Origin of the sequence: Streptomyces sp. NPDC059224 (assembly GCF_042754285.1) — a bacterium.
Taxonomy (GTDB): Bacteria; Actinomycetota; Actinomycetes; order Streptomycetales; family Streptomycetaceae; genus Streptomyces.
Genome location: NZ_JBHZAN010000041.1, coordinates 1 through 24,824 on the forward strand (window position 1 = coordinate 1; position 24,824 = coordinate 24,824).

Sequence of the window (24,824 nt, forward strand, 5' to 3'; positions counted from 1 at the left end):
TCTCCCCGGGTCTCTTTCCCCCCTATTCGTTTATCAGAGCACGCTGTACGGCCATCCCTTGCCCGTTACCCCGCTGGGCGGGTCGGAGGGCACGCTCGCGGGCGCCCCTCCTCGCTATGACCGGTACGGCTATGCCGACTTCTGCTCACCCGCGCCGCGCCCGCGCGCGTCGCGCGGGATCAGGGTCGGGTTGACGTTGGAGTGGACGACGTCGGCCGTGATGACCACGCGGGCCACGTCCTTGCGGGACGGGACCTCGTACATCACGGACATGAGGACTTCCTCCATGATGGCGCGCAGGCCGCGGGCGCCGGTCTGGCGGAGGATGGCCTGGTCGGCGATGGCCTCCAGCGCCTCGCGCTCGAAGTCCAGCTCCACGCCGTCGAGTTCGAACAGGCGCTGGTACTGCTTGACCAGCGCGTTGCGCGGCTCGATCAGGATCTGGAGCAGGGCCTCGCGGTCCAGGTTGTGGACCGAGGTGATGACGGGCAGCCGGCCGATGAACTCGGGGATCATGCCGAACTTCACCAGGTCCTCGGGCATGACGTCCTCGAACTGGTCCTTGGACTGCAGCTCCCGCTTGGAGCGGATGGTCGCGCCGAAGCCGATGCCCTTGGCGCCCGCCCGGGACTCGATGATCTTCTCCAGGCCCGCGAAGGCGCCGCCCACGATGAACAGCACGTTCGTCGTGTCGATCTGGATGAACTCCTGGTGCGGGTGCTTGCGGCCGCCCTGCGGCGGGACCGACGCGGTGGTGCCCTCCAGGATCTTCAGCAGGGCCTGCTGCACGCCCTCGCCGCTGACGTCCCGGGTGATCGACGGGTTTTCACTCTTCCGCGCGACCTTGTCGATCTCGTCGATGTAGATGATCCCGGTCTCGGCCTTCTTGACGTCGTAGTCGGCCGCCTGGATCAGCTTGAGGAGGATGTTCTCGACGTCCTCGCCCACGTAGCCCGCCTCCGTCAGCGCGGTCGCGTCGGCGATCGCGAACGGGACGTTCAGCATGCGGGCCAGGGTCTGCGCCAGAAGCGTCTTGCCGGAGCCGGTGGGCCCCAGCAGCAGGATGTTGGACTTCGCCAACTCGATGGCGTCCTCGCGGCTTTGGCCGCCGCCGTTCTCGCCGGCCTGGACCCGCTTGTAGTGGTTGTACACCGCGACCGAGAGGGCCTTCTTGGCGGCCTCCTGGCCGACCACGTAGCCCTCCAGGAACTCGTAGATCTCGCGGGGCTTGGGGAGTTCCTCCCAGCGCACCTCGCTCGTCTCGGCGAGTTCCTCCTCGATGATCTCGTTGCAGAGGTCGATGCACTCGTCGCAGATGTACACACCGGGCCCTGCGATGAGCTTCTTGACCTGCTTCTGGCTCTTGCCGCAGAACGAGCACTTGAGCAGATCGCCGCCGTCACCGATGCGTGCCACGGTGTGCTTCCCCTTCGCCTGGGAGACGCCTGGACTCTTTCGAATCCAGCGGCTCCTGGTGCTGCCTTATGTCGACGGTACCTTGCCGGGCCCCTCGTACGGGCCCCCCTTGGCACGGTTCACTTTGACGTGCACCTTGCCGAGCCCGCGGTCAAACCGGGCCAAGGGCGGCAGAGACTACATCCTCTGTCAGCGGACGTCAGCGTTGTTCATCTTCCGGGTGGAGATGATCTGGTCCACGATGCCGTAGTCGAGGGCTTCCTCAGCCGTGAGGATCTTGTCGCGCTCGATGTCCTCGCGGACCTGCTCGATCGGCCGGTTGGAGTGCTTGGACAGCATGGTCTCCAGCTGGTCACGCATCCGCGTGAACTCCTTGGCGATGATCTCCAGGTCGGAGAGCTGGCCGCGGCCGGTGGAACCGGCGGGCTGGTGGATCAGCACCCGGGAGTTCGGCAGCGCCATGCGCTTGCCGGGCGTGCCGGCGGCCAGCAGGATCGCGGCGGCGGAGGCCGCCTGGCCCATGCAGACCGTCTGGATGTCGGGCTTGACGAACTGCATCGTGTCGTAGATCGCCGTGAGGGCGGTCATGTCGCCGCCCGGGCTGTTGATGTAGATCGAGATGTCCCGGTCGGGGTCCATCGACTCCAGGCACAGCAGCTGCGCCATGACGTCGTTGGCGGAGGCGTCGTCGATCTGGACGCCGAGGAAGATCACGCGCTCCTCGAAGAGCTTCGCGTACGGGTCGTACTCGCGGATGCCCTGGGAGGTGCGCTCGACGAAGCGCGGGATGACGTAGCGGGCGTCGGGCCGGGGCCCGTCGTAGCGGGCGTCAGCGGCGCCGGGAATGTTGCTCATGAGGGTGTTCACCGTCCTGGTGGCGTTCGGGGGGCTGGAGTCTCGGCGGAGCGTGGCGTGGCCGGGCCTGGTCTCAGGCGCCGGTGCCGCCGCCTCCCGGAACACCGGAGGCATGCGTGATGATCTCGTCGATGAGACCGTACTCCTTGGCCTCTTCCGGGGTGAACCAGCGGTCGCGGTCGCCGTCGCGGATGATCGCCTCGACGGTCTGGCCGGAGTGCTGCGCGGTCAGCTCGGACATGCGCTTCTTGGTGCGCAGCAGGTACTCGGCCTGGATCTTGATGTCCGAGACGGTACCGCCGAGGCCCGCGGAGCCCTGGTGCATCATGATGTCGGCGTGCGGCAGCGCGAAGCGCTTGCCCGCGGCGCCGCCGGTGAGCAGGAACTGGCCCATCGAGGCCGCCATGCCCATCGCGATGGTCACCACGTCGTTCGGGATGTACTGCATGGTGTCGTAGATCGCCATGCCGGCCGTCACCGAACCACCGGGGCTGTTGATGTAGAGGTAGATGTCCTTGCCGGGATCGGCCGCGAGCAGCAGCAGCTGCGCGGTGATCTTGTTGGCGATGTCGTCGTCGACCTGCTGGCCCAGGAAGATGATCCGCTCGCCGAGCAGCCGGTTGTAGACCTGGTCGCCGAGGCCACCACCGAAGGAAGGCTCGCCGGCGGCGGAGGGCATCAGATTCGTCACGTATCCACCTGCTCGTCTTACGACGGCGCCGGGCCGTCTCACGTTTCCGTAGCCGGGGGCTTGGCTGCCCTCGTACTCATGGACCCTAACGCGATGGTCCCTTCGGGGAATCCCGGTAAGAGGGCTGTTCGCCGGGGGCGTAGAGCCCCCGGCGGTGGCCGGACGGGTACTCGCCGTGGTGGTACGGGCGCGCGGGCGCGTGCGGGCGCGCAGCGGCTTGTCGCGCAGTTCCCCGGTGCCCCCGCGGGGGGCACTACGGTCCCGGCGATGACGAAGGGGCCCCCGGGACAGTGCCCAGGAGCCCCTTGTACGCCGTTGGCGGGCGCCGTGGGGCTCAGCCCTCGGTCTTCTCCTCGTCCGTGGCGGCCGGGGCCTCGGCGGCGGCCTCGGGGGCCTCCGTCTCGTCCTCGTCCTCGTCGTCCAGGTCGACGAGCTCGCCGTTGGTGTCCTTCACCGTGGCGGCCTCGACCACGACGGCCAGGGCCTTGCCGCGGGCGACCTCGCCGACCAGGAGCGGAACCTGGCCGCCCTCGACGACGGCCTGGGCGAACTGGTCGGGGGACATGCCGGAGGAGGCCGCACGCCGCATGAGGTGCTCGGTGAGCTCCTCCTGGTTGACGTTCAGCTTCTCCACCTTGACCAGCTCGTCGAGGACGAACTGGGTCTTGATGCCCTTGACCGCGGCTTCCTTGGTCTCGGCCTCGAACTCCTCGGCGGTCTTGCCCTGGATCTCGAGGTACTTCTCCAGGTCGAGACCCATCTGGCCGAGCTGGTGGTGCTCCAGGTTGTGCTTGCGGGTGTTGATCTCGTCCTCGAGCAGCTTCTCGGGGACGGGCACCTCGACGAGCTCCAGGAGCTTCTCCAGGACGCGCTCCTGGGCCTGCGTGGCCTGGTCGTACGTCTTCATGTTGGCGAGCCGCTTGCGGCTGTCTTCCTTGAGCTCGTCCAGGGTGTCGAACTCGGAGGCCAGCTGCGCGAACTCGTCGTCCAGTGCGGGAAGTTCGCGGGCGGCGACCTGGGTGACCTTGACGGTGACCTCGGCCTCACGGCCGGCCGCGGAGCCGCCCTTGAGCTCGGAGGCGAAGGTGGCCTCGCCACCGGCCTCCAGGCCCTTCACGGCGTCGTCGATGCCGTCGAGCAGCTCGCCGGAGCCGATGGTGTAGGAGACACCGCTCGCGATGCCGTCCTCCAGCACCTCGCCGTCGACCTTGGCCTCCAGGTCGATGGTGACGACGTCGCCGTCCTCGGCGGCCCGCTCGACCGGGGAGGTCGAGGCGAAGCGCTCACGGAGCTGCTCCACGGACTTCTCGATGTCCTCGTCGGTCACCTCGACGGCGTCGACCTCGACCTCGATACCGGAGTAGTCCGGGATCTCCAGGGCGGGGCGGATGTCGACCTCGGCGGTGAAGTTCAGCGTCTCGCCGTCCTTCAGCTCGGTGATGTCGACCTCGGGCTGGCCCAGCGGGTTGAGCTCGGCCTCGTTGACCGCCTCGGTGTAGAACTTCGGAAGCGCGTCGTTGACGGCCTCCTCCAGCACCGCACCGCGGCCGAACCGCTGGTCGATGACGCGGGCCGGGATCTTGCCCTTGCGGAAGCCCTTCACCGTGACCTGCTGGTTGATCTTCTTGTACGCCGCGTCGAGGCTGTCCTTGAGCTCCTCGAAGGGCACCTCGACAGTGAGCCGAACCCGGGTCGGGTTCAGGGTCTCCACGGCGCTCTTCACGGTTCGGTCTCCTTGTGGCTGACTGCTTGGGTTCTGCCGGGACCAGAGAGGCACCGGCGGAGTTTCGCCGCCCGGAGGAGTTCGTAGGCCGCCGTGCGGGGGCCGGGACACGCGGGCGCGCAGCTTGCATAGTAACCGCAGCCGCTCAGCGCCCCAAAAGGCGATCAAGACGGACGCCGTCATTCGATGGTCGGGGTGGCGGGATTTGAACCCACGGCCTTCCGCTCCCAAAGCGGACGCGCTACCAAACTGCGCCACACCCCGTTTCGGTGCGACACGTAGGGTACATGCCCGGCCCGCCCGCGTCGGCCGCTTTGTTCACCCGCGCCGACGCCACGTCCGTGCAGACCAACACGTTGGCCTAGGCGGTGGACGACCCGCTACGATGCCTTCTGTGCCGCGGTCACCGACCTGTGGTGCGCGGCGTGCGGGCGTAGCTCAATGGTAGAGCTCCAGTCTTCCAAACTGACTACGCGGGTTCGATTCCCGTCGCCCGCTCTGCGTGGCGAAGGCCCAGGCGAGAGGTTCCGACCTCCTTGCCTGGGCCTTCCGCCTGTCCGGGCCTTCCCCGCGTCCGGGGCCGGGCACCTCACTCCGTGGCGGGCCGGGCACGCCGGGCGCACGGACGGAGCCGGCGAAGTACAGGGCGTACGGAATCCATGTCTCGGTTCCGTCGCGTGTCCGCGGCTCGGGAAGCTCACTCGCGCGGGCGCATGCCCGCGCGCGCCCGCGCGGTCAGAAGCTGATCGAGTTGATGGTCTGCGCTATCGAGTCGAGGAAGCGCTGGATGGAGGGGGCCATCCCGGTCGACGCGAGGAAGAAGCCGAACAGGACGGCGACGATCGCGGGGCCGGCCTTGATGCTCCCCCCTCTGATCAGCACCACCAGGATGATCGCCAACAGCAGCACCACAGACAGTGAAATCGCCACAACTGATCACGCCCTCGGTCGGTTCCGCTCTCCCGGCCCGGGGGTACGACCCCGCACCCCCGCCAGGACCATCGTGCCACCAACCCGGCCGCACTATGCGGCCCGTGACACAACGTCGACAACTCACCGCCCACCGGCCCCCGCCCGCACAGTAATTCGACGGCCCACCCGGCCGCGGATCCAAGGTAATCGGCAGACTTGGTTTCGGTGTCCACACAACGCGTGCGCAGCCAATTCGAATTGTTGACACAGGCATCACAAGACGGAGTCACACGCAGGCGTTATGCACCAATTAGTCAGGATGAACAGGGACATCAAGGGTGTAAGTGCCGCATGAAACCGCATGGCTGCAGGAGTCGACCCGGGTAAACAGACGGACGGTTCACAGACCGTCACGGCCGATATCCAGCATTCACATCGATGGTTTTACGAAATCCCACAGGCGACGCTAGGGTGCCTCAGATGTTTGCCGCCGCCACGTCCCCCGGCCAGAACCCAGCACCGCGTCCCCCCGCCCGGCCGCCGGCGTACGGACACCGCGACGCCTTCTTCGACAACGCCAAGTACCTGGCGATCGTGCTCGTCGCGATGGGCCACTCCTGGGAGCCGCTGAAGGGCGACAGCCGTGTCCTGGAGGCGCTGTACTGCGTCGTGTACGCCTTCCACATGCCGGCGTTCATCGTCATCTCCGGCTACTTCTCCCGGAATTTCGACATGCGCCCGGACCGGCTGAAGCGGCTGATCACCGGCGTCGTCGTGCCGTACGTCCTGTTCGAGACCGCCTATTCGCTGTTCGAGCGGTACGTCGACCACTCCCCCGGCCAGGACATCAGCCTGCTCGACCCCTGGTACCTGACCTGGTTCCTGTGCGCACTGTTCGTCTGGCGGCTGACCACGCCGATCTGGCGGGCGGTCCGCCACCCGCTGCCCGTCGCCTTCGCCGTCGCGATGCTGGCGTCCGTGTCCCCCAGCATCGGCGACGACCTGGACCTGCAGCGGGTCCTGCAGTTCCTGCCGTACTTCGTGCTCGGCCTGTGCCTGAGGCCCGAGCACTTCCGGCTGGTACGCCGGTGGCCGGTTCGGATCGCCGCGCTGCCGGTGTTCGCCTTCGCGCTGGCCTTCTCCTGGTGGTCGGTGCCCCGGATGAACACCGCGTGGTTCTACCACCGGGACTCCGCGCAGGAACTGGGTGTGCCGTGGTGGTGCGGGCCGGTGATGGTGCTCGCGATGTCCGGCTGCTCGCTGCTGCTGACGGCCGGCTTCCTGTCCTGGGTACCGGGCCGCCGGATGTGGTTCACGGCACTGGGCGCGGGCACGCTGTACGGCTATCTGCTGCACGGTTTCGCCGTGAAGTACGCCGACCACGCGGGCTGGTTCGATCCGCGGTGGCTGCACGGGCCGCTCGGCGAGATCCTCGTCACCGCCCTCGCGGGCGCCACCGTCACACTGCTGTGCTCCGGGCCGGTCCGGCGGGTGTTCCGGTTCGCCATGGAGCCGAGGATGGCCTGGGCGTTCCGGCAGGACGCGGCGGAACAGGCGCGGGAGCGGCAGCGCCGGGAGGGCAGCGAGGGCCGGGAGATGGCCAACGCGTGATTCCGGTTACACCGGCGGGCCGAGCAGGGCGCGCATCCTGGCGTACTTCTCGGTCAGCCGTTTCCGGGTCTCTTCGTCGAGTACGGCGAGACGGCCCGGGTCGGCGTTGTGCGCGAGGTCGGCCTCTTTGACCAGGAGGGCGCCCGGGGTGTCCAGGATGCGGCGGGCGTACGCCTCGGCGGGCTCGGCGGGGTGCTTGGTGAGGGCGAGCACGATGGCCCTGGTGCGGGCCGTGAGGGGGGTCGCCGCGAGCCGTTCCGCGCTGAGGGCGTGGTCCTCGACGGCGTCGTGCAGCCAGGCGGCGGCGATCTGCTCCGGGTCACCGCCGCGGGCGCGGACGCCCTCGGCCACGGCGGCGAGGTGCTCGGCGTAGGGGCGGCCGGCCTTGTCGGTCTGTCCCGCGTGGGCGGCTCGGGCGAGCGCCTCGACTTCGGGGAGGGAGAGGGGGGTCGGGGAGGTCACAGGTGCGAGTGCTCCGTGGCGGGGGCGGGGACGCTCACCGGCGCTTGCGGGGTGCCTCCCCCGGAGGGGGTGCCGCCGGCGCCCACCCGTGCCGCCCCGAGCGGCACGACCGCCCGCGGGCCGGGCCGGCTCACCGCGCCGCCTCGCGGCAGATCAGCAGCAGCGCCCTGTCGTCGTTCACGTCCTTCGCCACCGCCTCGATCAGGTGCCAGGCCGCGCCGTGGAAGCCGCCCGCCACATAGCGGTCGGCCTCGCCGGTGAGGCGGTCGATACCCTCCACGATGTCCCGGTCCGACGTCTCCACCAGGCCGTCCGTGAAGAGCATCAGGACGTCGCCCGGGCGCAGCGAGCCCTTGACCGAGTCGAACTGGGCGCCGTCGTAGACGCCCAGGAGCGGGCCCTCCGCGGCCTTCTCCTCCCAGCGGCCGCTGCCCGCGCTGAGCTGGAGCCCCGGGGGGTGGCCCGCGGAGTAGAGCTCGTAGTCGCCGGAGTCCAGGTCGAGGACCAGGTGGATCGAGGTGGCGAAGCCCTCGTCCCAGTCCTGGCGCAGGAGGTATCCGTTGGCGGCGGTGAGGAAGGCGTGCGGGGGCAGGGAGCCCAGGAGGCCGCCGAACGCGCCGGACAGCAGCAGGGCGCGGGACGCCGCGTCCATGCCCTTGCCAGAGACGTCGGTGAGGACGACCTCCATCGTGCGGCCGTTGTTCGTGCGGGCGGCGACCACGAAGTCCCCGGAGAAGGACTGGCCGCCGGCCGGCCGCAGGGCCATCTCGCGGTGCCAGCCCGGCGGCAGCTTCGGCAGCTTGCTCTGCACCCGGATGCGTTCGCGCAGGTCGAAGAGCATGGTGCCGCCGCGCCGCCAGGGCACGCCGACCCGGCTGCGGAACTGGGCGGTGAGGAGGCCGAAGAAACCGCAGGCGGCCACGACCAGGACCACGCCGGGGGTGACCCGGGAGGGGCCCTCGGTGTAGGGGCCGAGCCGGACCGACTCGACGATCAGCGCCGTGGCGCCCGCCGCGTACAGGCCGAGCAGGCTCGCCGGGCGCAGCAGCAGGCCGCCCGCGATGATCGGCAGGACCAGGGAGGCCGGCGAGAACCACACCGAGTTGGCGAGGGTCATGGCCGCCAGCACGGGCACGGTCAGCAGGAGTCCGGCGAGCGCGATCCAGTCGGAACCGTCGCCGCGGAAGTAGTCCACGGCGCTTCTGCGCAGCCCGACGCGGGCCCGGTGCCACTGCATCCTGCACCGGGCCGTGAAGGTCTCGGCCTTCCCGCGCCGCTCTCCGTCTACTGCCATCAGTTCGGGACCCTATCCATCGGACCAGCTGCTTGGCACGGGAGGTCCCACTTGTCCCCCGTCCGAGGTTCGCCGTCGAGTGCGACTTCACAGTGAACTTCACCGGACGGCCCCGCGTCGCCGTCCGGGAGAAATTCGCTGGCCTGTCCGGCATTGCCCCTGGTACGCATGGCGCATGGCGACCGACCGTGCGACCGAGTTGAAGGTGCTGCGTGCCGAGGAGTTCGACGGGTGGTGGGACCACCTGATCCGGGCTTTCGGCGCCGGCTCGACCTCCGCGGAGGAGCGTGAGCTGGATCGCTCCCTCACGGAGTTCGAGCGTTCACTGGCCGTATGGGACGGGTCCGACCTGGTCGGGACGGGCGGGGCGTTCAGCTTCCGGATGACCGTACCGGGCGGCGCGGTGCTGCCGGTGGCGGGCGTCACCATGGTGAGCGTGTCCGCCACGCACCGGCGGCGCGGGGTGCTGACCGCGATGATGCGGCGCCAGCTGGACGACGTACGGGAGCGGGGCGAGGCGCTCGCCGCGCTGACCGCCTCCGAGCCGGCGATCTACGGCCGCTTCGGGTACGACATGGCCGTCCAGCAGCTGCAGGCCGAGATCGACACGAGCCGGGTCACGCTGACCGTGCCGGCCGGCACCGACGACGTACGGCTGAGGTACGCCAGGCCGGCCGACGTGCTCGACGCGTGCGAGGCGGTGTACGCGGAGCTGGTGCCGCTGCGGCCCGGGATGCTGGCTAGGCAGCCCGGCTGGGAGCGGGCGCCCCTCGTGGACCCGGAGAGCCACCGGGACGGGGCGTCGGCGCTGCAGTGCGTGGTGGCCGAGCGGGACGGGCGGATCGTCGGGTACGCCCGTTTCCGTACCAAGCTGGGCTGGTCGCCGAGCGGGCACGACGGCACCGTGGCGCTGGAGGACCTGGCCGCGCTGGACGCGGCGAGCGACGCGGCGCTGTGGCGGTTCCTGTTCGGCATCGACCTGATGTCCAAGCTGACGCTGCGGGGACGGCCGGTCGACGACGCCTGGCAGTACCTGGTCTCCGACATCCGGCGCTGTCTGACGCGGGTGCGGGACATGGGATACCTCCGCCTCGTCGACGTCGGCAGGGCGCTCGCGGCGCGGACCTATCAGGCGCCGGTGGACGTGGTGTTGGAGGTGACCGACGCCTTCTGTCCGTGGAACGAGGGGCGTTGGCGGCTGACCGGCGACACCAAGGGCGCCTCCTGCGAACGTACGGCGGATGCGGCCGAACTCGCCCTGTCCGTACGGGAGCTGGCGGCGGCCTACCTCGGTGGTGTCTCCCTGGTGTCGCTGGCGCGGGCGGACCGGGTACGGGAGCTGCGGCCGGGGGCGCTCGCGGAGGCGTCGACGGCGTTCGGGTCGGCGTCCCTGCCGTGGCTGCCGCACGGTTTCTAGAGCCCGCTCCGGGGCGCGCCGCTCAGCGCTTCTGACAGCCGGGGCACCAGAAGAGGTTGCGGGCGGCGAGGTCCACGGTGCGGATCTCGGTGCCGCAGATGTGGCAGGGCAGGGCGGCCCGGCGGTAGACGTACACCTCGCCGCCGTGGTCGTCCACGCGCGGCGGGCGTCCCATCGCCTCCGGGGTGTGTTCGGGCCGGACGGTGTCGATGCGGTTGTTCCGGACGCCTTCGCGCATGAGAGCGACGAGGTCGGCCCAGACGGCGTCCCACTCGGCGGGGGTGATCTCCCGGCCCGCGCGACAGGGATCGATCCCGTGCCGGAACAGCACCTCGGCGCGGTAGACGTTGCCGACCCCCGCGATGACCTTCTGGTCCATCAGGAGCGCGGCGACGGTCGTGCGGCTGCGGGAGATCTTTTGGTACGCGGCGTCCGGGTCGGCGTCGGCGCGGAGCGGATCCGGGCCGAGCCGGGCGTGTACGGCGTGCTTCTCCGCGTCGGTGATCAGGGCGCAGGTGGTGGGGCCGCGCAGGTCGGCGTAGGAGGCGGTGTCGGCGAGGCGGAGCCGGACGGTGTCGGTGCCCGGCGGCGCGGGAGCGTCACCGAAGGTGACCTTGCCGAAGAGCCCGAGGTGGATGTGGACCCAGTCACTGTCGCGGAAGCCCAGGAAGAGGTGCTTGCCGTGCGCCTCGGTGCGGGTGAGGGGCGCGCCGTCGATCAGCTGGGCGGCGTCGGAGAACTTGCCCTGCGGGCTGCTGACCCGCACGGGTCCGCTGAGCCGGCGGTAGTCCAGCGCCAGCCGGTGGATCGTGTGCCCCTCTGGCACTGAGGTGATTCCTTTCCCACCCACCCACTCGACTCACTCGGTCGAGGGGTGGGAATCGGAGGACTTCCGGTTACGCCTGCTGCTGCGGGTGGTGCGCCGGGATCGGCGGGAGGGCGCCCGTCGTCTCGTACGCACTGAGCATGTCGATGCGGCGGATGTGGCGCTCACCCTGCGAGAACGGCGTGTTCAGGAAGGTCTCGACGAACTTCGTCGCCTCCTCCTGGGTGTGCATCCGCGCCCCGACCGCGACGACGTTCGCGTCGTTGTGCTGCCGGCCGAGCGACGCGGTCTCCTCGCTCCAGGCGAGCGCCGCGCGCACGCCCTTCACCTTGTTCGCCGCGATCTGCTCACCGTTGCCGGAGCCGCCGATCACGATGCCGAGGGACTCCGGGTCCGCCGCGGTCCGCTCGGCCGCGCGGAGGCAGAAAGGCGGGTAGTCGTCCTGGGCGTCGTAGATGTGGGGGCCGCAGTCGACGGGGTCGTGGCCCGCCGCCTTCAGCCACTCGACGAGGTGGTTCTTGAGTTCGAAGCCCGCATGGTCGGAGCCGAGATACACGCGCATGGGACGAGTGTGACATGGCCGTTGACACGCGGCAGTACGGGGGCCACGCCCCGGAAAGTGTGAGTAACACTACAGAACCTCAGGAAAACCTCAAGTAACGATCTGGAATCAAAGGTTCAGGAATTCCTCCGCCTCCGTTTCACTGGACCAACTCGTACGCCGCTCGTACGGGACCCCCATTCACGGCGCAAAGGAATTCCCCCATGACTTCGCAGCCGACCACGACTGCCCCGCCCCCGGCCGGCGGTCCCGGCAACGGCAACGGTCTGCACGCAGGACTCAAGAACCGCCATCTGTCGATGATCGCCATCGGTGGTGTCATCGGCGCCGGTCTCTTCGTCGGTTCCAGCTCGGGTATCGCCACCGCAGGACCCGGCATCCTCCTGTCGTACGCACTCGTCGGCACGCTCGTCGTCCTCGTGATGCGGATGCTCGGCGAGATGTCCGCCGCCAATCCGACCTCCGGTTCGTTCTCCGCGCACGCCGACCGCGCGCTCGGCCGCTGGGCCGGGTTCTCCATCGGCTGGCTGTACTGGTTCTTCTGGGTCGTGGTGCTGGCGGTCGAGGCGACCGCCGGCGCCAAGATCCTGGAGGGCTGGATCCCGGCCGTGCCCCAGTGGGGCTGGGCGCTCATCGTGATGGTGGTCCTGACCGCCACCAACCTGGTCTCGGTCGGCTCCTACGGCGAGTTCGAGTTCTGGTTCGCCGGCATCAAGGTCGTCGCGATCGGCGCGTTCATCGTCGTCGGCCTGCTGGCGGTCCTCGGTGTGCTCCCCGGCGTCCACGCGGACAAGGCGAGCTTCGCCAACCTCACCGACCACGGCGGATTCCTGCCCAACGGGCCCGGCGCCATCCTCACCGGCGTCCTGCTGGTCGTCTTCTCCTTCATGGGCAGCGAGATCGCCACCCTGGCGGCCGGCGAGTCCGAGAACCCGCAGCGCGCGGTCACCAAGTCGACCAACAGCATCATCTGGCGGATCGGCGTCTTCTACCTCGGCTCGATCCTCATCGTCATCGCGCTGCTGCCGTGGAACGACCCGTCGATCAAGGAGAAGGGCTCGTACGTCGCCGCCCTCGACTCCCTCGGCATCGCGCACGCCGGCGAGATCATGAACTTCATCGTGCTGACCTCGGTGCTCTCGTGCCTCAACTCCGGCCTGTACACGGCATCCCGGATGGCGTTCTCGCTCGGGCAGCGCGGCGACGCGCCGAAGGCGTTCGCCAGGACCACCTCCCGCGGTGTGCCGATGGCCGCGATCGTGGCGTCCGTCGTCTTCGGGTTCGTCGCCGTCTTCTTCAACTACCGCTTCCCGGACTCCGTCTTCCTCTTCCTCGTCAACTCCTCCGGCGCGGTCGCCCTGTTCGTCTGGCTGGTCATCTGCTTCTCGCAGCTGCGCATGCGGAAGATAATCCAGGCCGAGGCGCCGGAGAAGCTCGTCGTGAAGATGTGGCTGTACCCGTACCTGACCTGGGCGACGGCCGGTCTGATCGTGTTCGTCCTCGGCTACATGCTGACCGACACGGAGGGTGAGAGCAGCGGCCGTACGACCGTGCTGCTGTCGCTGCTCGTCGCGGCGCTCGTGATCGCCGTCGCGCTGGTGAAGCAGAAGCTCACGGGGAACCGGGCGGCGGTCGCCGCGGAGGCCGGTGAGCCCGCCGACAAGGTGTCCGTCGGCTGATCCGCTGGCCGCTCACAGCAGGGTGAAGTCCTCCTTGACCCGCTCATAGGTCCGCACGGCCTGGGTTTCGACCGCCGGCTGGTACCAGGTGTTGATCTGGTACGACTTCCCGTCGGCGTCGAAGCCCAGCAGCCGTGCGTGCCAGGGGACTCCCTCGAGGGTGAAGGTGTACTCCCAGATCACCGCCGGGTGGCCGCGGAACTCCGTCTCGGCCAGCCGGATCTTGCTGTAGTCCTGGCCCTGGTGGGCGCTGCGTTCGGAGGCGCTCCAGCTGTCCATGAGGTCCCCGCGGGCCAGGGAGGACTTGGCGACGAGTTCCTGGCTGCCGTCCGGGGAGGTGTAGTGCACCTCGGCGCCGGTCTTCACGTCCCTGCGCCAGCCCTTCGGGGTCACCCAGGCGAAGCCGCCGGCCTCCTCGTGGGCGCCGGGCGGGAGGGTCCGGGGGCGGGCGGTGCCTTCGACCGTGGGCGCGGGTGTGGTGGGCCTCGCGGTCGAGGCGGTCGGGGAGGTGCCGGCCGCTCGACCGTCACCGCCGCCGGCCGTGGTGGTGACGAGGACGGCAACGGCGGTGGCCACCGCCGCGGTCCCGAGGACGGCCAGGAGAGCGGTGCGCCGGGGGACTTTGCGCCGGGGGGCCGCCGCGGGTGCGCCAGGCCTTGTGGCGCCGTTCGCCGCGCCCCTGAGGGGGCGTCGCAGCGTGGGGTCCGCCGGACTGCTGGACGGGGGCTCCGAGCGGGATTCCGTCGCCGCCTCCGTCGAAGCGCTCACCGGCGGGGAGGTCTGCACCTGTGCCGGCTGCGGGCGGGCGTCCTCCGGGGCCGGGGCGTGCGGTTTCGTCAGCTCCACGTACGTCGGGGTCGGGCGCTCCACCGGGACAGGAACCGGGGCCGGGTAGGCCTGTGCCGGGGTCCGGGTCGGGTGGGCCACCGGGCGCAGGGTCTCCTCGACCTCCTCCAGGCCCGGGCGTGCCGTCGGTTCCTTCGCCAGCAGCGCGGTCAGCAGGTCGTGCAACGGGCCCGCCGTCGCCGGGAGTTCGGGCTCCTCGTAGAGGACCGCGTGCAGGGTGGCGAGGGTCGTGTCGCGGGAGAAGGGGGAGCGGCCGCCGAGCGCGGCGCACAGGGTCGCGCCGAGCGACCAGACGTCGGACGGCGGGCCCTGCGGGCGCCCGGAGATCCGCTCGGGTGCCATGTAGTCGGGGGAACCGACGAGCATGCCGACCATGGTGAGCGCCTTGGCGTCCTGGATCGCCGCGATGCCGAAGTCGGTGAGGACGACGCGGCCGGCGGCGCTCTCGACGAGTACGTTCCCGGGTTTGATGTCGCGGTGCAGCACCCCCCCGGCGTGCACCTGCCGCAGCGCGGCGACCAGACCGAGGCCGATCCGGGCCGCCGCGCGCGGGCTCAGCGCCCCCTCCTCGGCCATGATCCATTCAAGGGAGCGGCCGTGGACCAGCTCCATGACGATCCACAGCCGTTCCCCCTCGTCGACGACGTCGTAGACCCGTACGACGTTGGGGTGGTCGATCCGGGCGGTGGCACGGGCCTCGCGCAGGGTGCGTTCGCGGCGGGTGCGGGTGTCCTCGGCACCGAGCCCGTCGATCCGCATCTCCTTGACGGCCACCTGCCGGTCGAGCGTCTCGTCGGCGGCCCGCCACACCCGCCCCATTCCCCCCTGCCCGATACTCTCGGCCAGCCGGTAGCGACCGGTCACCAGCAGCCCCGGGACACCACCGGGCCCCGCACCCCCCGAACTCCCCGGACCCACCGGATTCTCCGGGCCATCAGAATTCCCTGGACCACCGTGATCACCCGGGCTCCCTGGACTTCCTGGACTCCCTGAATTCTCTGAATTCTCCGGCAATTCGCTGCACCCCCTCAACGACCGCCTCCGATGACACACGATGGTCACACTTACGGCCGTACCAGCATAGTGCGGAGAAATCTTGTGGTACCTCTTCAAGTGGCCGCGAATTCAGGCGCGGCCCAGGGGGTCGCAAGGGGGACGAACATGAGTTCTCGTCGTATGGCAGTCGTCGCGGGATCGCTGGTCACGGCATCTTTCTCGGCCGTGATAATCCTCCCGTTCACGGCTGTCGCCGATGACCAGGGACCGGCGAGCGGCAAGGGGGGAAAGGCGGTCGACCAGGCACCGGAGGGCGTGAAACTCACGACCACTCTGCCCGGGAAGATCTCGGTCGACAACAGCTCGCAGAAAACGGCAGTCACCGCCACCGTCAAGAACGAAGGAACCAAGGACAGCACCGACATCAGGCTTTTGGTGGTCGGTTTCGACGGCCTGAAGGTCACGAACGTGCGGGGCTGCGACGCCATCGCGGCGAAGGACCTGCCGGCCGGTTCGAACAGCGGCTTCCGTTGCCCGGTCGGCGCGCTCGGCGCGGGCAAGTCGAAGTCGTACCCGGTGGACGCCACGTTCGACCTGGGCAGGACCGGGAGGATCTGTCTGCCCGTGCAGAGCGCGGACGGGAAGAAGACGTTCTGGCAGCAGGGCCCGGTGCCGTTCGGTACGACGAACCCGTCGCCGAACGCGCCGGCCACCCCGCTGCTGCTCGGCACCGACAACAAACCGGTGGGGCCGGGCGGCGACCAGCTGCCGAAGACCGGCGCGGACCGTGACGTACTGCCGCTCGGCGCGGCCGGCGCGGCGCTGATCGTGGCCGGGGCGGCGGGCGTGTGGTGGTCGCAGCGGCGGGCGGACTGAGCGGGACACCCACGCGAAGGGGCCCGGGGCGCGTGTGCGCCCCGGGCCCCCGCGGAGCTCTCGTCCCGTCAGCTCTTGCCGGTGAGCTTCCAGGCGGCCGGCATCGCACCCATCGCCAGGACCGCCTTCACCGCGTCGCCGATCAGGAACGGGGTGAGGCCGGCGGCGATCGCCGCGGACGCGGACAGGTCGGCGGCGTAGGCCAGGTACGGCACACCGATCGCGTAGATGAGCGCCTCGCCGAGCAGCATCGTGCCCGCCATCCGCAGCGCGTTGCGGTCGGCGCCGCGCCGGGCCAGGGCGCCCACGACGGCGGAGGCGAGCATCATGCCGAGGATGTAGCCGAAGGAGACGGAGACTCCGGAGGTGCCGCTCGCGAACCACGGCACGCCCGCGAGGCCCGCCAGCGCGTACAGCGCGAGGGAGAGCAGACCGCGGCGGGCACCGAGGGCGGTGCCGACGAGCAGGGCCGCGAAGGTCTGGCCGGTCACCGGGACCGGGGAACCCGGCACCGGGACGGCGATCTGCGCGGCGAGGCCGGTGAGCGCGGCTCCGCCGGCCACGAGGGCGACATCGCGCACCCGGGACACGGGCAGGAGGTCGGCGAGGACGGTGCCGGTACGGCTCGACGCGGCTGCGGTGGCGGTGCTCATGGGGACTCCGCGAGGTGAGGGTGGACGGACAGGCAGGGGACACCGTGACGCTATCCCGGGCCGCCTGAACCGAACACGTCAGCGATCGACAAAGGCCGGAACGGGCACTTGGTGGGCTCCCCACAAAGAATGTGGACTACACGCGGTACGAGGTGACGCCGATCACTGAGGCAGAGATGTTTCAGTCACGTCAGCGGCGTTGAGCAGGCCTGTGGAGTTCCACCAATCGAATCCCAGGGCTCTGGTGGGATTCCGGGTTGCCGGCCTACGCTCTCGCACATGGCCGCCATCGCGGCGGCCGAGTCTGAGGACCCGGTCCGGGGCGTGGCGAGCGCGGTCCGCACCGCGATGTGGCGCATCGCGCTCTTCTGCGTCGGCTCGATGGCGGTCATCGTCACCCTGGTCCCCTGGGACTCCCAGCAGCTCGTCGAGCGGGGCCCCTACGTCGCCACCCTCGACCGGCTGGGCATCCCGGGCGCCGGCCAGGTGATGAACGCGGTCGTCCTGGCCGCCCTGCTGTCCGCGATGAACGCCAACGTCTACGGCGCCTCGCGCATCGCCCATTCCCTGGCCGAGCGCGGCCAGGGCCCCAGGGCGCTTGCGAGGGTCTCCGGCGGCGTGCCGCGCCTGGCGGCCCTCACCTCCTGCCTCTTCGGTATCGGCTGTGTCGTGCTCAGCTACTGGCGCCCGGACGACGTCTTCCCCTGGCTGCTCAACATGATCGGCGCGGTGATCCTGGTCGTCTGGGGCTTCATCGCCGTCTCCCAGCCGCTGCTCCGCCGCCGCCTGGAGCGGGAGAACGCGCGGCGACCGGTCGTCCGCATGTGGGCGTTCCCGTATCTGACGTGGCTGGTCCTGGCCGGCATGGCGGCCGTCCTCGCCCTGATGGCCCGCGAGGCGGACACCCGTGTGCAGCTGTACTACACGGGCGGATGACCGCCGTACTCGCGGCGGCCGGGTACCCGCGGCAGCGGCGGCGCGCCGGCGGCTGACCCCGCCGCCCCCTCCCGAGGCCCTCACGTGACGACACGTGGGGGCCTTCTTCCTTGCCCGCGACAGGCTTCTTGTTGCTAATGTGTAGTTGCAAGTCTTTCGCAATAAGAGTAAGAGGTCCGGAGGGGACTCACGCCCATGCCCGTCTACACGCTCCCTGAACTGCCCTACGACTACTCCGCGCTCGCGCCCGTGATCAGTCCCGAGATCATCGAGCTGCACCACGACAAGCACCACGCCGCCTACGTCAAGGGCGCCAACGACACGCTGGAGCAGCTCGCGGAGGCGCGGGACAAGGCAGCCTGGGGGGCGGTCAACGGGCTGGAGAAGAACCTGGCCTTCCACCTGTCCGGGCACATCCTGCACAGCATCTACTGGCGGAACATGACCGGCCCGAAGGACGGCGGCGGCGAGCCGCTGGCCGCCGACGGCGTGGGCGGCCTGGCCGACGCGATCACCGAGTCCTTCGGTTCCTTCGCCGGCTTCAAGGCCCAGCTCACCAAAGCCGCCGCGACCACCCAGGGCTCCGGCTGGGGCGTCCTCGCCCACGAGCCGCTGAGCGGACGGCTGATCGTCGAGCAGGTCTACGACCACCAGGGCAACGTCGGCCAGGGCTCCACCCCGATCCTGGTCTTCGACGCCTGGGAGCACGCCTTCTACCTCCAGTACAGGAACCAGAAGGTCGACTTCATCGACGCCATGTGGGCCGTCGTCGACTGGCAGGACGTGGCCCGCCGCCACGAGGCGGCGAAGTCCCGCGCGGATGTGCTGCTGCTGGCTCCCTGAGCCGCCGATACGCCCTGCCTCGTGATCGTCTTCTCACCGCTCACGCGGGCAGGCGGCAAAAAGGGAGGCCCCCGCGAGGACATGACTCGCGGGGGCCTGCCCGTGCGGGGCCGCCGGACCTGCGGCCGCCGGGGCCTAAAGGTTGCTGAAGTCGGGGCCCTTGGTGCGGGTCCGCTTGATCTCGTAGAAGCCGGGGACGGAGGCGACCGCGAGGGTGCCGTCCCACAGGCGGGCCGCCTCCTCGCCCTTGGGGGCGGGGGTGACGACCGGGCCGAAGAAGGCGATCTGCTCGCCGTCCGCGCCGGGGACCGCGATGACCGGGGTGCCGACGTCCTGGCCGACCTTGTCGATGCCCTCCTTGTGGGAGGCGCGCAGCTCCGCGTCGAACTCGAAGTCCTCCTGCTCGGCGTAGTCGATCAGGTCGGCGGGCAGACCGACGTCCTCGAGCGCGCCCGCGATGGCCTCCAGGGTCGGGCCCTCGCCGTTGTTGTGGATACGGGTGCCGAGCGCGGTGTACAGCGGGCCGAGGATGTCGGAGCCGTGCTTCTGCCAGGCCGCGGTGACCACGCGGATCGGCTTCCACGCCTTGGTCTCCAGCAGCTCGCGGTACTCCTCGGGCAGCTCGTCCAGCTTGGGCTCGTTCAGCACGGCCAGGCTCATGATGTGCCAGCGGACCTCGATGTCCCGGACCTTCTCCACTTCCAGGACCCAGCGGGAGGTCATCCAGGCCCAGGGGCACAGCGGGTCGAACCAGAAGTCGACGGGGGTCTTGCCGGAACGCGTCTCGGTCTCGGACATGGCTCTCCTTGGAATAAGGCCTTTTCCACCGGCAACACCGGCACCCACGACCCCATTCCCGGGTCCCCGCGGTCAGGGGCGCATGGGAGGATCGGTGCTGTTCCGGCGTACCGACAACGATGAGGGAGTGCCGCCCGTGCCCGGTGAGAATCTGTCCCGCGACGAGGCCCGGGAGCGGGCCGCCCTGCTGTCGGTGGAGAGCTACGACGTGTCGCTGGACGTGCGGTCGGCCCTCGGCGAGGGCCAGGGCGAGCCGCGCACCTTCCGTTCGGTGACCACGATCCGCTTCCGCTGCAGCGAGCCGGGCGCGTCGAGCTTCGCCGACCTCATCGCGCCGAGCGTGACGGCCGTGACCCTGAACGGCAAGGATCTCGACCCGGGCGAGGTCTTCGACGGCACCCGGATCGCCCTGGAGGCCCTGGCCGCGGAGAACGAGCTGGTGGTGGACGCGCAGTGCGCCTACTCCCGTACCGGTGAGGGCCTGCACCGCTTCGTCGACCCCGAGGACGGCGAGGTCTACCTCTACACGCAGTACGAGCCGGCCGACTCCCGCCGGGTCTTCGCCAACTTCGAGCAGCCGGACCTCAAGGCGCCGTTCCGCTTCGAGGTGCGGGCGCCCGAGGAGTGGACGGTGTGGAGCAACGGGGCCGGTGAACTCGCCGACGGGGTGTGGCGGTTCGCGGAGACCAGGCCGATCTCGACGTACATCACCTGTGTGGTGGCCGGTCCCTACCACTACGTGACGGACCACTACACGCGCACGCTCCCGGACGGGACGGCGCTGGAGATCCCGCTCGGCGCGATGTGCCGCAAGGGCCTGGCGCCCTACTTCGACGCGGACGACGTCTTCCTCGTCACCAAGCAGGGCCTGGACTTCTTCCACGACCACTTCGACTACCCGTACCCCTTCGGGAAGTACGACCAGGCGTTCGTGCCCGAGTACAACCTCGGCGCGATGGAGAACCCGGGTCTGGTGACCTTCAGGGAGGAGTACATCTTCCGGGGCAAGGTGACCCAGGCGTCCTACGAGGCGCGGGCCAACGTCATCCTGCACGAGATGGCGCACATGTGGTTCGGCGACCTTGTCACCATGGTGTGGTGGGACGACCTGTGGCTGAAGGAGTCCTTCGCGGACTTCATGGGCACCTTCGCGAACGTCGGCGCGACCCGTTTCACCAACGCCTGGACCACCTTCGCCAACCGCCGCAAGGCCTGGGCCTACCGCGCCGACCAGCTGCCGTCCACGCACCCGATCACCGCCGACATCCGCGACCTCCAGGACGCCAAGCTCAACTTCGACGGCATCACCTACGCCAAGGGCGCCTCCGTCCTCAAGCAGCTGGTGGCCTACGTCGGCCAGGACGCGTTCCTGGAAGGCGCCCGCCGCTACTTCAAGCGCAACGCGTACGGCAACACCCGCCTGGCCGACCTGCTGTCGGTCCTGGAGGAGACCAGCGGCCGGGACATGAGCGCCTGGGCCGGGAAGTGGCTCCAGACGGCGGGGGTGAACGCGCTGACCCCTCAGGTGCTGCTCGCCGCCGACGGGCGGATCGCCGAGCTGGCGGTGGTCCAGGAGGCCGCCGAGTCGCACCCCGAACTGCGCCCGCACCGGGTCGCGATCGGCCTGTACCGCCGAACGGCCGGGGGGGCGCTGGAGCGGTACGCGCGCGCGGAGACGGACGTGGACGGCCCGCGCACGGTGATCGCCGACCTGGCCGGCACCGAGGCCCCCGAGCTGGTCCTGGTCAACGACGACGACCTCACCTACTGCAAGATCCGCTTCGACGACACCTCGCTGGCGACGCTCCGGGACCACCTGGGCGACCTGACCGACCCGCTCGCCCGCGCCCTGTGCTGGTCGGCGCTGTGGAACCTGACCCGGGACGCGCTGCTGCCGGCCCGGGACTTCGTCGGCCTGGTGCTGCGGTTCGCGAGCCGCGAGTCGGACATCGGCGTGCTGCAGATGCTGCACGCGTGGGCGGACTCGGCGCTGGTGAACTACGTGGCGCCCGAGGGGCGGGAGACGGCCGGGCGGCGGCTCGCGGAGGGCGCCCTGCGGGAGCTGCGGCAGGCCGAGCCGGGCAGCGAGCACCAGCTGGCATGGGCGCGGTTCTTCGCGTCGACGGCGGCGGACGAGGCCGACCTGCGGCTGCTCGGGGAGCTGCTGTCGGGCGCGGCCACGATCGACGGCCTGGACGTCGACCAAGAGCTGCGCTGGGCGTTCCTGGAGCCCCTCGCCGCGCACGGCGCGGCCGACGAGTCCGTGCTGGCGGCCGAACTGAACCGCGACGACACCGCGTCCGGCAAGCGCCACCAGGTGCGCTGCCTGGCCGCCCGGCCGTCGGCGGCGGTGAAGGCGCAGGCCTGGGCTCAGGTCGTGGAGTCGCAGGCGCTGTCCAACGCGCTGGTGGAGGCGACCATCGCGGGCTTCGCGCAGTCCTCGCAGCGGGACCTGCTGGCGCCCTACGCGGAGAAGTACTTCGAGGTCATCGCGCGGATCTGGGAGGACCGCTCGATCCAGATCGGGATGGACGTGGTGCGGGGCCTGTACCCCTCGTTGCAGGACAGCCCCCGGACGCTGGAGGCGACGGACGCCTGGCTCACGGCCCACGCCGACGCGCCGCCGGCCCTGCGCCGGCTGGTCCTGGAGGCCCGCGACGACCTGGCCCGCACACTGCGCGGGCAGGAGTGCGACGCGAGGGCCGTCACCGGCTGACCTTTGGCCTACGGTTCCCCGCCGGGTGACCGTTACGGAATTCATTCCATCATGACCGTAACCTCTGGTCCGCACCCGATCGGACCAGGGGTTTTCGGCTCCTACTCGGCAGTCGAACACCTGACCTTTAGCACCGTTCCGTCCGCATTCCTCAACAGGAACGTAACAGCGGTTAACGGGCAGACCGGACGCGGGAATCTCCGGTCCATGACCCACAACACCCCGCTCTCCCCCCGCCCCCTGCGTCACCTCTCCGACGTCCACCGCCGGGTGCTGACGACGGCTCAGCTCCGCTCCCACGGCGTCCCCGCCGCCGAGATCACCGAGCAGTGCCGGGCCGGCGGCCCCTGGCAGCAGCTGCTGCCCGGCGTGATCCTGCTCCACCCCGGCGCGCCGACCGGCGAGGAACGCCTGCACGGGGCGCTGCTGTTCGCCGCCCGCGAGCCGGCCCCCGGCGTGCCCGCCCAGCCCGGCGCCGGCTCCCCGCACCGCACGGTCTACCCGGAGGCGATGATCACGGGCCTCGCCGCGCTGACCCTGCACGGCTTCTCGGCCACCCCGCCGCTGCTCTCCCTGGACCACGTGGACGTCCTGGTCCCGCGCCTGCGCCGGATCCGCTCCACCTCCTACGTCCGGGTGCTGCGCACTTCGGCCCTGCCGACCCCCGAGGCGGTGACCGGCCTGCCCGTCGCCCCGGTCCCCCGCGCCCTCGCGGACGCGGTGGCGGACCTGACCGACGCGGAGGCGGTACGCCGGCTGCTGACGGAGGCGGTCCGCGGTCACCACTGCGAACCGGCCCCGGTGGTGCGGGCGCTGAACGAGGCGAAGCTGCTGTCCCGCCCGCACGTGGTCGACGCGGTCGACTCGCTGGTCGCCGAGGGCCGGGCCATCGCCGAGGACCGCCTCTACCGGATGGTCCGCGAGTACGGCCTGCCCGACCCGGTGTGGAACGTGGACCTGCGCCTGCCCGGCGGCCCGCACCTGGGCGGGCTGGACGCCTACTGGCCCGAGCAGGCCGTCGCCCTCGAACTGGACACCCGCGCGCCGCGCCAGGACGAGGACGCCCTGTGGTCCGAGTACGCCGGCAAGCGCGAACACCTGGAGCGGCTGGGCATCACCGTCGTCCACCTCACCCCGAAGAAGCTCCGCGACACGATGGAGCAGCAGGCTGCGGTGGTCCGTACCGCCCTGATGGCCTCCGAGGACCGGGATCCGGCCGCCCATGTCGTGGTGCTGCCCCGGTAGCGAAGGGGGATCGCGGAGGGGAGCGCGGAGGCCGTCGGTCCGGAGGGGGACCGACGGCCTCTCGGCGTCCTGCCCTGTCACTGCCCGCCGACGCCCGGCCGCAGTTCGTCGCGCACGTCGCCGGCGACGCGGTCCAGCAGGTCGGCATACGCGGCGATCATCCGGGTACGGCTGAACCGCTCGCGGCTCGTGAGCAGTGCCGGCGTGAAGGCCTCGCGCTCGGCCACCGCCGCCGACCACGCGAAGGCGATCGCGTCGGGGTCGAACGGCGTCACGAGACCGAGCCCCTCGACGATCGAGGCGCTGTCGCCGACGTCGGTCGTCACCGGTACGGCGCCGCACATCATGCCCTCGATCAGGCACAGCGGTGCCGCCTCGCCGGAGACGGAGGTGAGGGCGACGACGTCGGATCCGGCGTAGACGGCCTCCATGTCGTGCCGTACGCCAAGGAGGTGCACCCGGTCGCCGAGGGCGGCCCGGTCGGCACCGAAGGCGATCTCCATGTCGGCCCAGAGCGCGGGGTTGTCCCCGGTCATCCCGGCGCCGCACATGACCACGTGGCCGCCGCCCTCGCGGGCCAGCCACGCCCGGGCCGCCCGCAGGAAGAGCGGCACGTTCTTCATGCCGGCGTACCGGGCCGCGAAGACGACGACGGGGGCGGCGGCCGGGATCCCGGCGGACTCGCGGAAGGCGAGGCGGGCCGCCGCGTCCGGGCGGAAACGGAGCAGATCGACCCCGTTCGGGATGACGTGCAGCAGCTCACCGGGGATGCCGGCCGCCTCGTACGCCTCCCGCGTGGACTCCGCGCAGCACACGCACGCCACGACCTTCCCGTCCGCGATGGCGGACTTCAGCTCGTCCAGCGCCGGGCCCTGGTTCTCCGGGTCGGACCGGTGCAGGCAGACGACGACGGGGCGACGGGGCAGCCCGGCCTGGTTGAGGAGCGCGAGCGGCTGCTCCTTCAGGGAGAGGATGACGTCCGCACCGGCCATCGCCCGTGCGGTATCGGCCAGTTCGGGCCCGCTGAAAACCGACGCCGCCACCGTGCCGTCGACGAGGCCCGCGGTGCGGCCGAGGGAGGTGACGTCGATGCCGCCGGCCGTGAGCGCGCGGTAGCAGGCGTCGTCCTCCATACGCTGCGTGGTGGCTTCTCGGTGGACCTCACCGTGCAGACTCAGCACCCGATGCCACTGCTGTCCGCCCTCTACCAGGCCGAGCAGCACATCGCTGTGCACGATCCGGGCTCCCCCGGAGAAAAAACCCTCGTAGACCGAGAGCACACGAAGTCCGGGCCGAGCGCCCACACGATCACCAGCCTTGCACCATATCGAGCCATCCCCGGGAACCTCGGGTTAGCCGATATGAGGCGGTACGGACGTTTCATTCGGATGAACGGTATGTCTCATATCGGAGTCCGATTCATTTACACGGCGGGTACCTGGACGGTCACGCGCGGCATCGTCCGAC

20 protein-coding genes, 2 tRNA genes and 1 pseudogene are annotated in these 24,824 nt (G+C 70.3%); 9 read left to right on the plus strand and 14 right to left on the minus strand.

Annotation, left to right across the window (positions count from 1 at the left end):
- Positions 1 to 129: 129 nt before the first annotated feature.
- The 5 genes from clpX to ACFXI4_RS36035 form a co-directional block, all read right to left on the minus strand.
- Positions 130 to 1,416: an ATP-dependent Clp protease ATP-binding subunit ClpX gene (gene clpX, locus ACFXI4_RS36015; protein WP_351319384.1), complete on the minus strand. Its 1,287-nt coding sequence runs from the start codon at positions 1,414 to 1,416 to the stop codon at positions 130 to 132.
- Positions 1,417 to 1,605: 189 nt separating this feature from the next.
- Entirely contained in the window at positions 1,606 to 2,271 is a 666-nt protein-coding gene (locus ACFXI4_RS36020; RefSeq protein ID WP_362723399.1) for an ATP-dependent Clp protease proteolytic subunit, read from the minus strand.
- A 73-nt stretch (positions 2,272 to 2,344) separates the two neighbouring features.
- Entirely contained in the window at positions 2,345 to 2,950 is a 606-nt protein-coding gene (locus tag ACFXI4_RS36025) for an ATP-dependent Clp protease proteolytic subunit (RefSeq protein WP_384999376.1), read from the minus strand.
- A 346-nt stretch (positions 2,951 to 3,296) separates the two neighbouring features.
- Positions 3,297 to 4,685, minus strand: coding sequence for a trigger factor (gene tig, locus ACFXI4_RS36030; protein ID WP_384999249.1), 1,389 nt, complete (start codon positions 4,683 to 4,685; stop codon positions 3,297 to 3,299).
- 187 nt (positions 4,686 to 4,872) lie between these two features.
- Positions 4,873 to 4,949 (minus strand) — tRNA-Pro (locus ACFXI4_RS36035).
- Between the two features lie 163 nt (positions 4,950 to 5,112).
- On the opposite strand from ACFXI4_RS36035, the gene ACFXI4_RS36040 reads away from it, so the two are divergent.
- Positions 5,113 to 5,183 (plus strand) — tRNA-Gly (locus tag ACFXI4_RS36040).
- A 237-nt stretch (positions 5,184 to 5,420) separates the two neighbouring features.
- On the opposite strand, the gene ACFXI4_RS36045 is transcribed toward ACFXI4_RS36040, so the two are convergent.
- Positions 5,421 to 5,615: a hypothetical protein gene (locus tag ACFXI4_RS36045; RefSeq protein WP_054231893.1), complete on the minus strand. Its 195-nt coding sequence runs from the start codon at positions 5,613 to 5,615 to the stop codon at positions 5,421 to 5,423.
- 462 nt (positions 5,616 to 6,077) lie between these two features.
- On the opposite strand from ACFXI4_RS36045, the gene ACFXI4_RS36050 reads away from it, so the two are divergent.
- Entirely contained in the window at positions 6,078 to 7,208 is a 1,131-nt protein-coding gene (locus tag ACFXI4_RS36050; RefSeq protein WP_384999252.1) for an acyltransferase family protein, read from the plus strand.
- Positions 7,209 to 7,214: 6 nt separating this feature from the next.
- Here the strand turns inward: ACFXI4_RS36050 and ACFXI4_RS36055 are convergent, their stop codons facing one another.
- Positions 7,215 to 7,670, minus strand: coding sequence for an HD domain-containing protein (locus ACFXI4_RS36055; protein WP_384999255.1), 456 nt, complete (start codon positions 7,668 to 7,670; stop codon positions 7,215 to 7,217).
- A 130-nt stretch (positions 7,671 to 7,800) separates the two neighbouring features.
- On the minus strand, positions 7,801 to 8,964 hold the full coding sequence (locus ACFXI4_RS36060; protein WP_384999258.1) for a PP2C family protein-serine/threonine phosphatase: 1,164 nt from the start codon (positions 8,962 to 8,964) through the stop codon (positions 7,801 to 7,803).
- A gap of 175 nt (positions 8,965 to 9,139) precedes the next feature.
- Between ACFXI4_RS36060 and ACFXI4_RS36065 the strand changes: the two genes are divergently transcribed.
- Positions 9,140 to 10,381, plus strand: coding sequence for a GNAT family N-acetyltransferase (locus ACFXI4_RS36065; protein WP_384999261.1), 1,242 nt, complete (start codon positions 9,140 to 9,142; stop codon positions 10,379 to 10,381).
- Between the two features lie 22 nt (positions 10,382 to 10,403).
- On the opposite strand, the gene ACFXI4_RS36070 is transcribed toward ACFXI4_RS36065, so the two are convergent.
- Together ACFXI4_RS36070 and ACFXI4_RS36075 are read right to left on the minus strand one after the other, a co-directional pair.
- A complete protein-coding gene (locus ACFXI4_RS36070; protein WP_384999264.1) occupies positions 10,404 to 11,207 on the minus strand; it encodes an Fpg/Nei family DNA glycosylase in 804 nt (267 codons plus the stop codon).
- A 70-nt stretch (positions 11,208 to 11,277) separates the two neighbouring features.
- Complete coding sequence (locus tag ACFXI4_RS36075; RefSeq protein WP_384999267.1) at positions 11,278 to 11,769, minus strand: ribose-5-phosphate isomerase; 492 nt, start codon at positions 11,767 to 11,769, stop codon at positions 11,278 to 11,280.
- A gap of 203 nt (positions 11,770 to 11,972) precedes the next feature.
- On the opposite strand from ACFXI4_RS36075, the gene ACFXI4_RS36080 reads away from it, so the two are divergent.
- Positions 11,973 to 13,448, plus strand: coding sequence for an amino acid permease (locus tag ACFXI4_RS36080; protein WP_384999270.1), 1,476 nt, complete (start codon positions 11,973 to 11,975; stop codon positions 13,446 to 13,448).
- Positions 13,449 to 13,460: 12 nt separating this feature from the next.
- Here the strand turns inward: ACFXI4_RS36080 and ACFXI4_RS36085 are convergent, their stop codons facing one another.
- A complete protein-coding gene (locus tag ACFXI4_RS36085) occupies positions 13,461 to 15,113 on the minus strand; it encodes a protein kinase (RefSeq protein ID WP_384999379.1) in 1,653 nt (550 codons plus the stop codon).
- A 342-nt stretch (positions 15,114 to 15,455) separates the two neighbouring features.
- Here ACFXI4_RS36085 and ACFXI4_RS36090 point away from each other — a divergent pair, with 342 nt between their 5' ends.
- Positions 15,456 to 16,166: an LPXTG cell wall anchor domain-containing protein gene (locus ACFXI4_RS36090; RefSeq protein WP_384999273.1), complete on the plus strand. Its 711-nt coding sequence runs from the start codon at positions 15,456 to 15,458 to the stop codon at positions 16,164 to 16,166.
- Between the two features lie 68 nt (positions 16,167 to 16,234).
- Here the strand turns inward: ACFXI4_RS36090 and ACFXI4_RS36095 are convergent, their stop codons facing one another.
- Complete coding sequence (locus ACFXI4_RS36095; protein ID WP_384999276.1) at positions 16,235 to 16,819, minus strand: biotin transporter BioY; 585 nt, start codon at positions 16,817 to 16,819, stop codon at positions 16,235 to 16,237.
- A gap of 288 nt (positions 16,820 to 17,107) precedes the next feature.
- On the opposite strand from ACFXI4_RS36095, the pseudogene ACFXI4_RS36100 reads away from it, so the two are divergent.
- Positions 17,108 to 17,811, plus strand: a pseudogene (locus ACFXI4_RS36100) (amino acid transporter); the annotation flags it as partial.
- A gap of 139 nt (positions 17,812 to 17,950) precedes the next feature.
- Positions 17,951 to 18,598, plus strand: a complete 648-nt coding sequence (locus ACFXI4_RS36105) for a superoxide dismutase (RefSeq protein ID WP_362731533.1) — start codon at positions 17,951 to 17,953, stop codon at positions 18,596 to 18,598.
- Between the two features lie 135 nt (positions 18,599 to 18,733).
- Here the strand turns inward: ACFXI4_RS36105 and ACFXI4_RS36110 are convergent, their stop codons facing one another.
- Positions 18,734 to 19,396: a DsbA family protein gene (locus ACFXI4_RS36110; protein WP_362730447.1), complete on the minus strand. Its 663-nt coding sequence runs from the start codon at positions 19,394 to 19,396 to the stop codon at positions 18,734 to 18,736.
- Positions 19,397 to 19,532: 136 nt separating this feature from the next.
- Between ACFXI4_RS36110 and pepN the strand changes: the two genes are divergently transcribed.
- Both pepN and ACFXI4_RS36120 read left to right on the plus strand, forming a co-directional pair.
- Positions 19,533 to 22,112: an aminopeptidase N gene (pepN, locus tag ACFXI4_RS36115; RefSeq protein ID WP_384999281.1), complete on the plus strand. Its 2,580-nt coding sequence runs from the start codon at positions 19,533 to 19,535 to the stop codon at positions 22,110 to 22,112.
- Between the two features lie 207 nt (positions 22,113 to 22,319).
- Positions 22,320 to 23,357, plus strand: a complete 1,038-nt coding sequence (locus tag ACFXI4_RS36120) for a hypothetical protein (protein WP_384999284.1) — start codon at positions 22,320 to 22,322, stop codon at positions 23,355 to 23,357.
- A gap of 77 nt (positions 23,358 to 23,434) precedes the next feature.
- Here ACFXI4_RS36120 and ACFXI4_RS36125 read toward each other — a convergent pair whose 3' ends face one another.
- Complete coding sequence (locus tag ACFXI4_RS36125; protein ID WP_384999287.1) at positions 23,435 to 24,637, minus strand: glycosyltransferase; 1,203 nt, start codon at positions 24,635 to 24,637, stop codon at positions 23,435 to 23,437.
- Positions 24,638 to 24,824 lie beyond the last annotated feature (187 nt).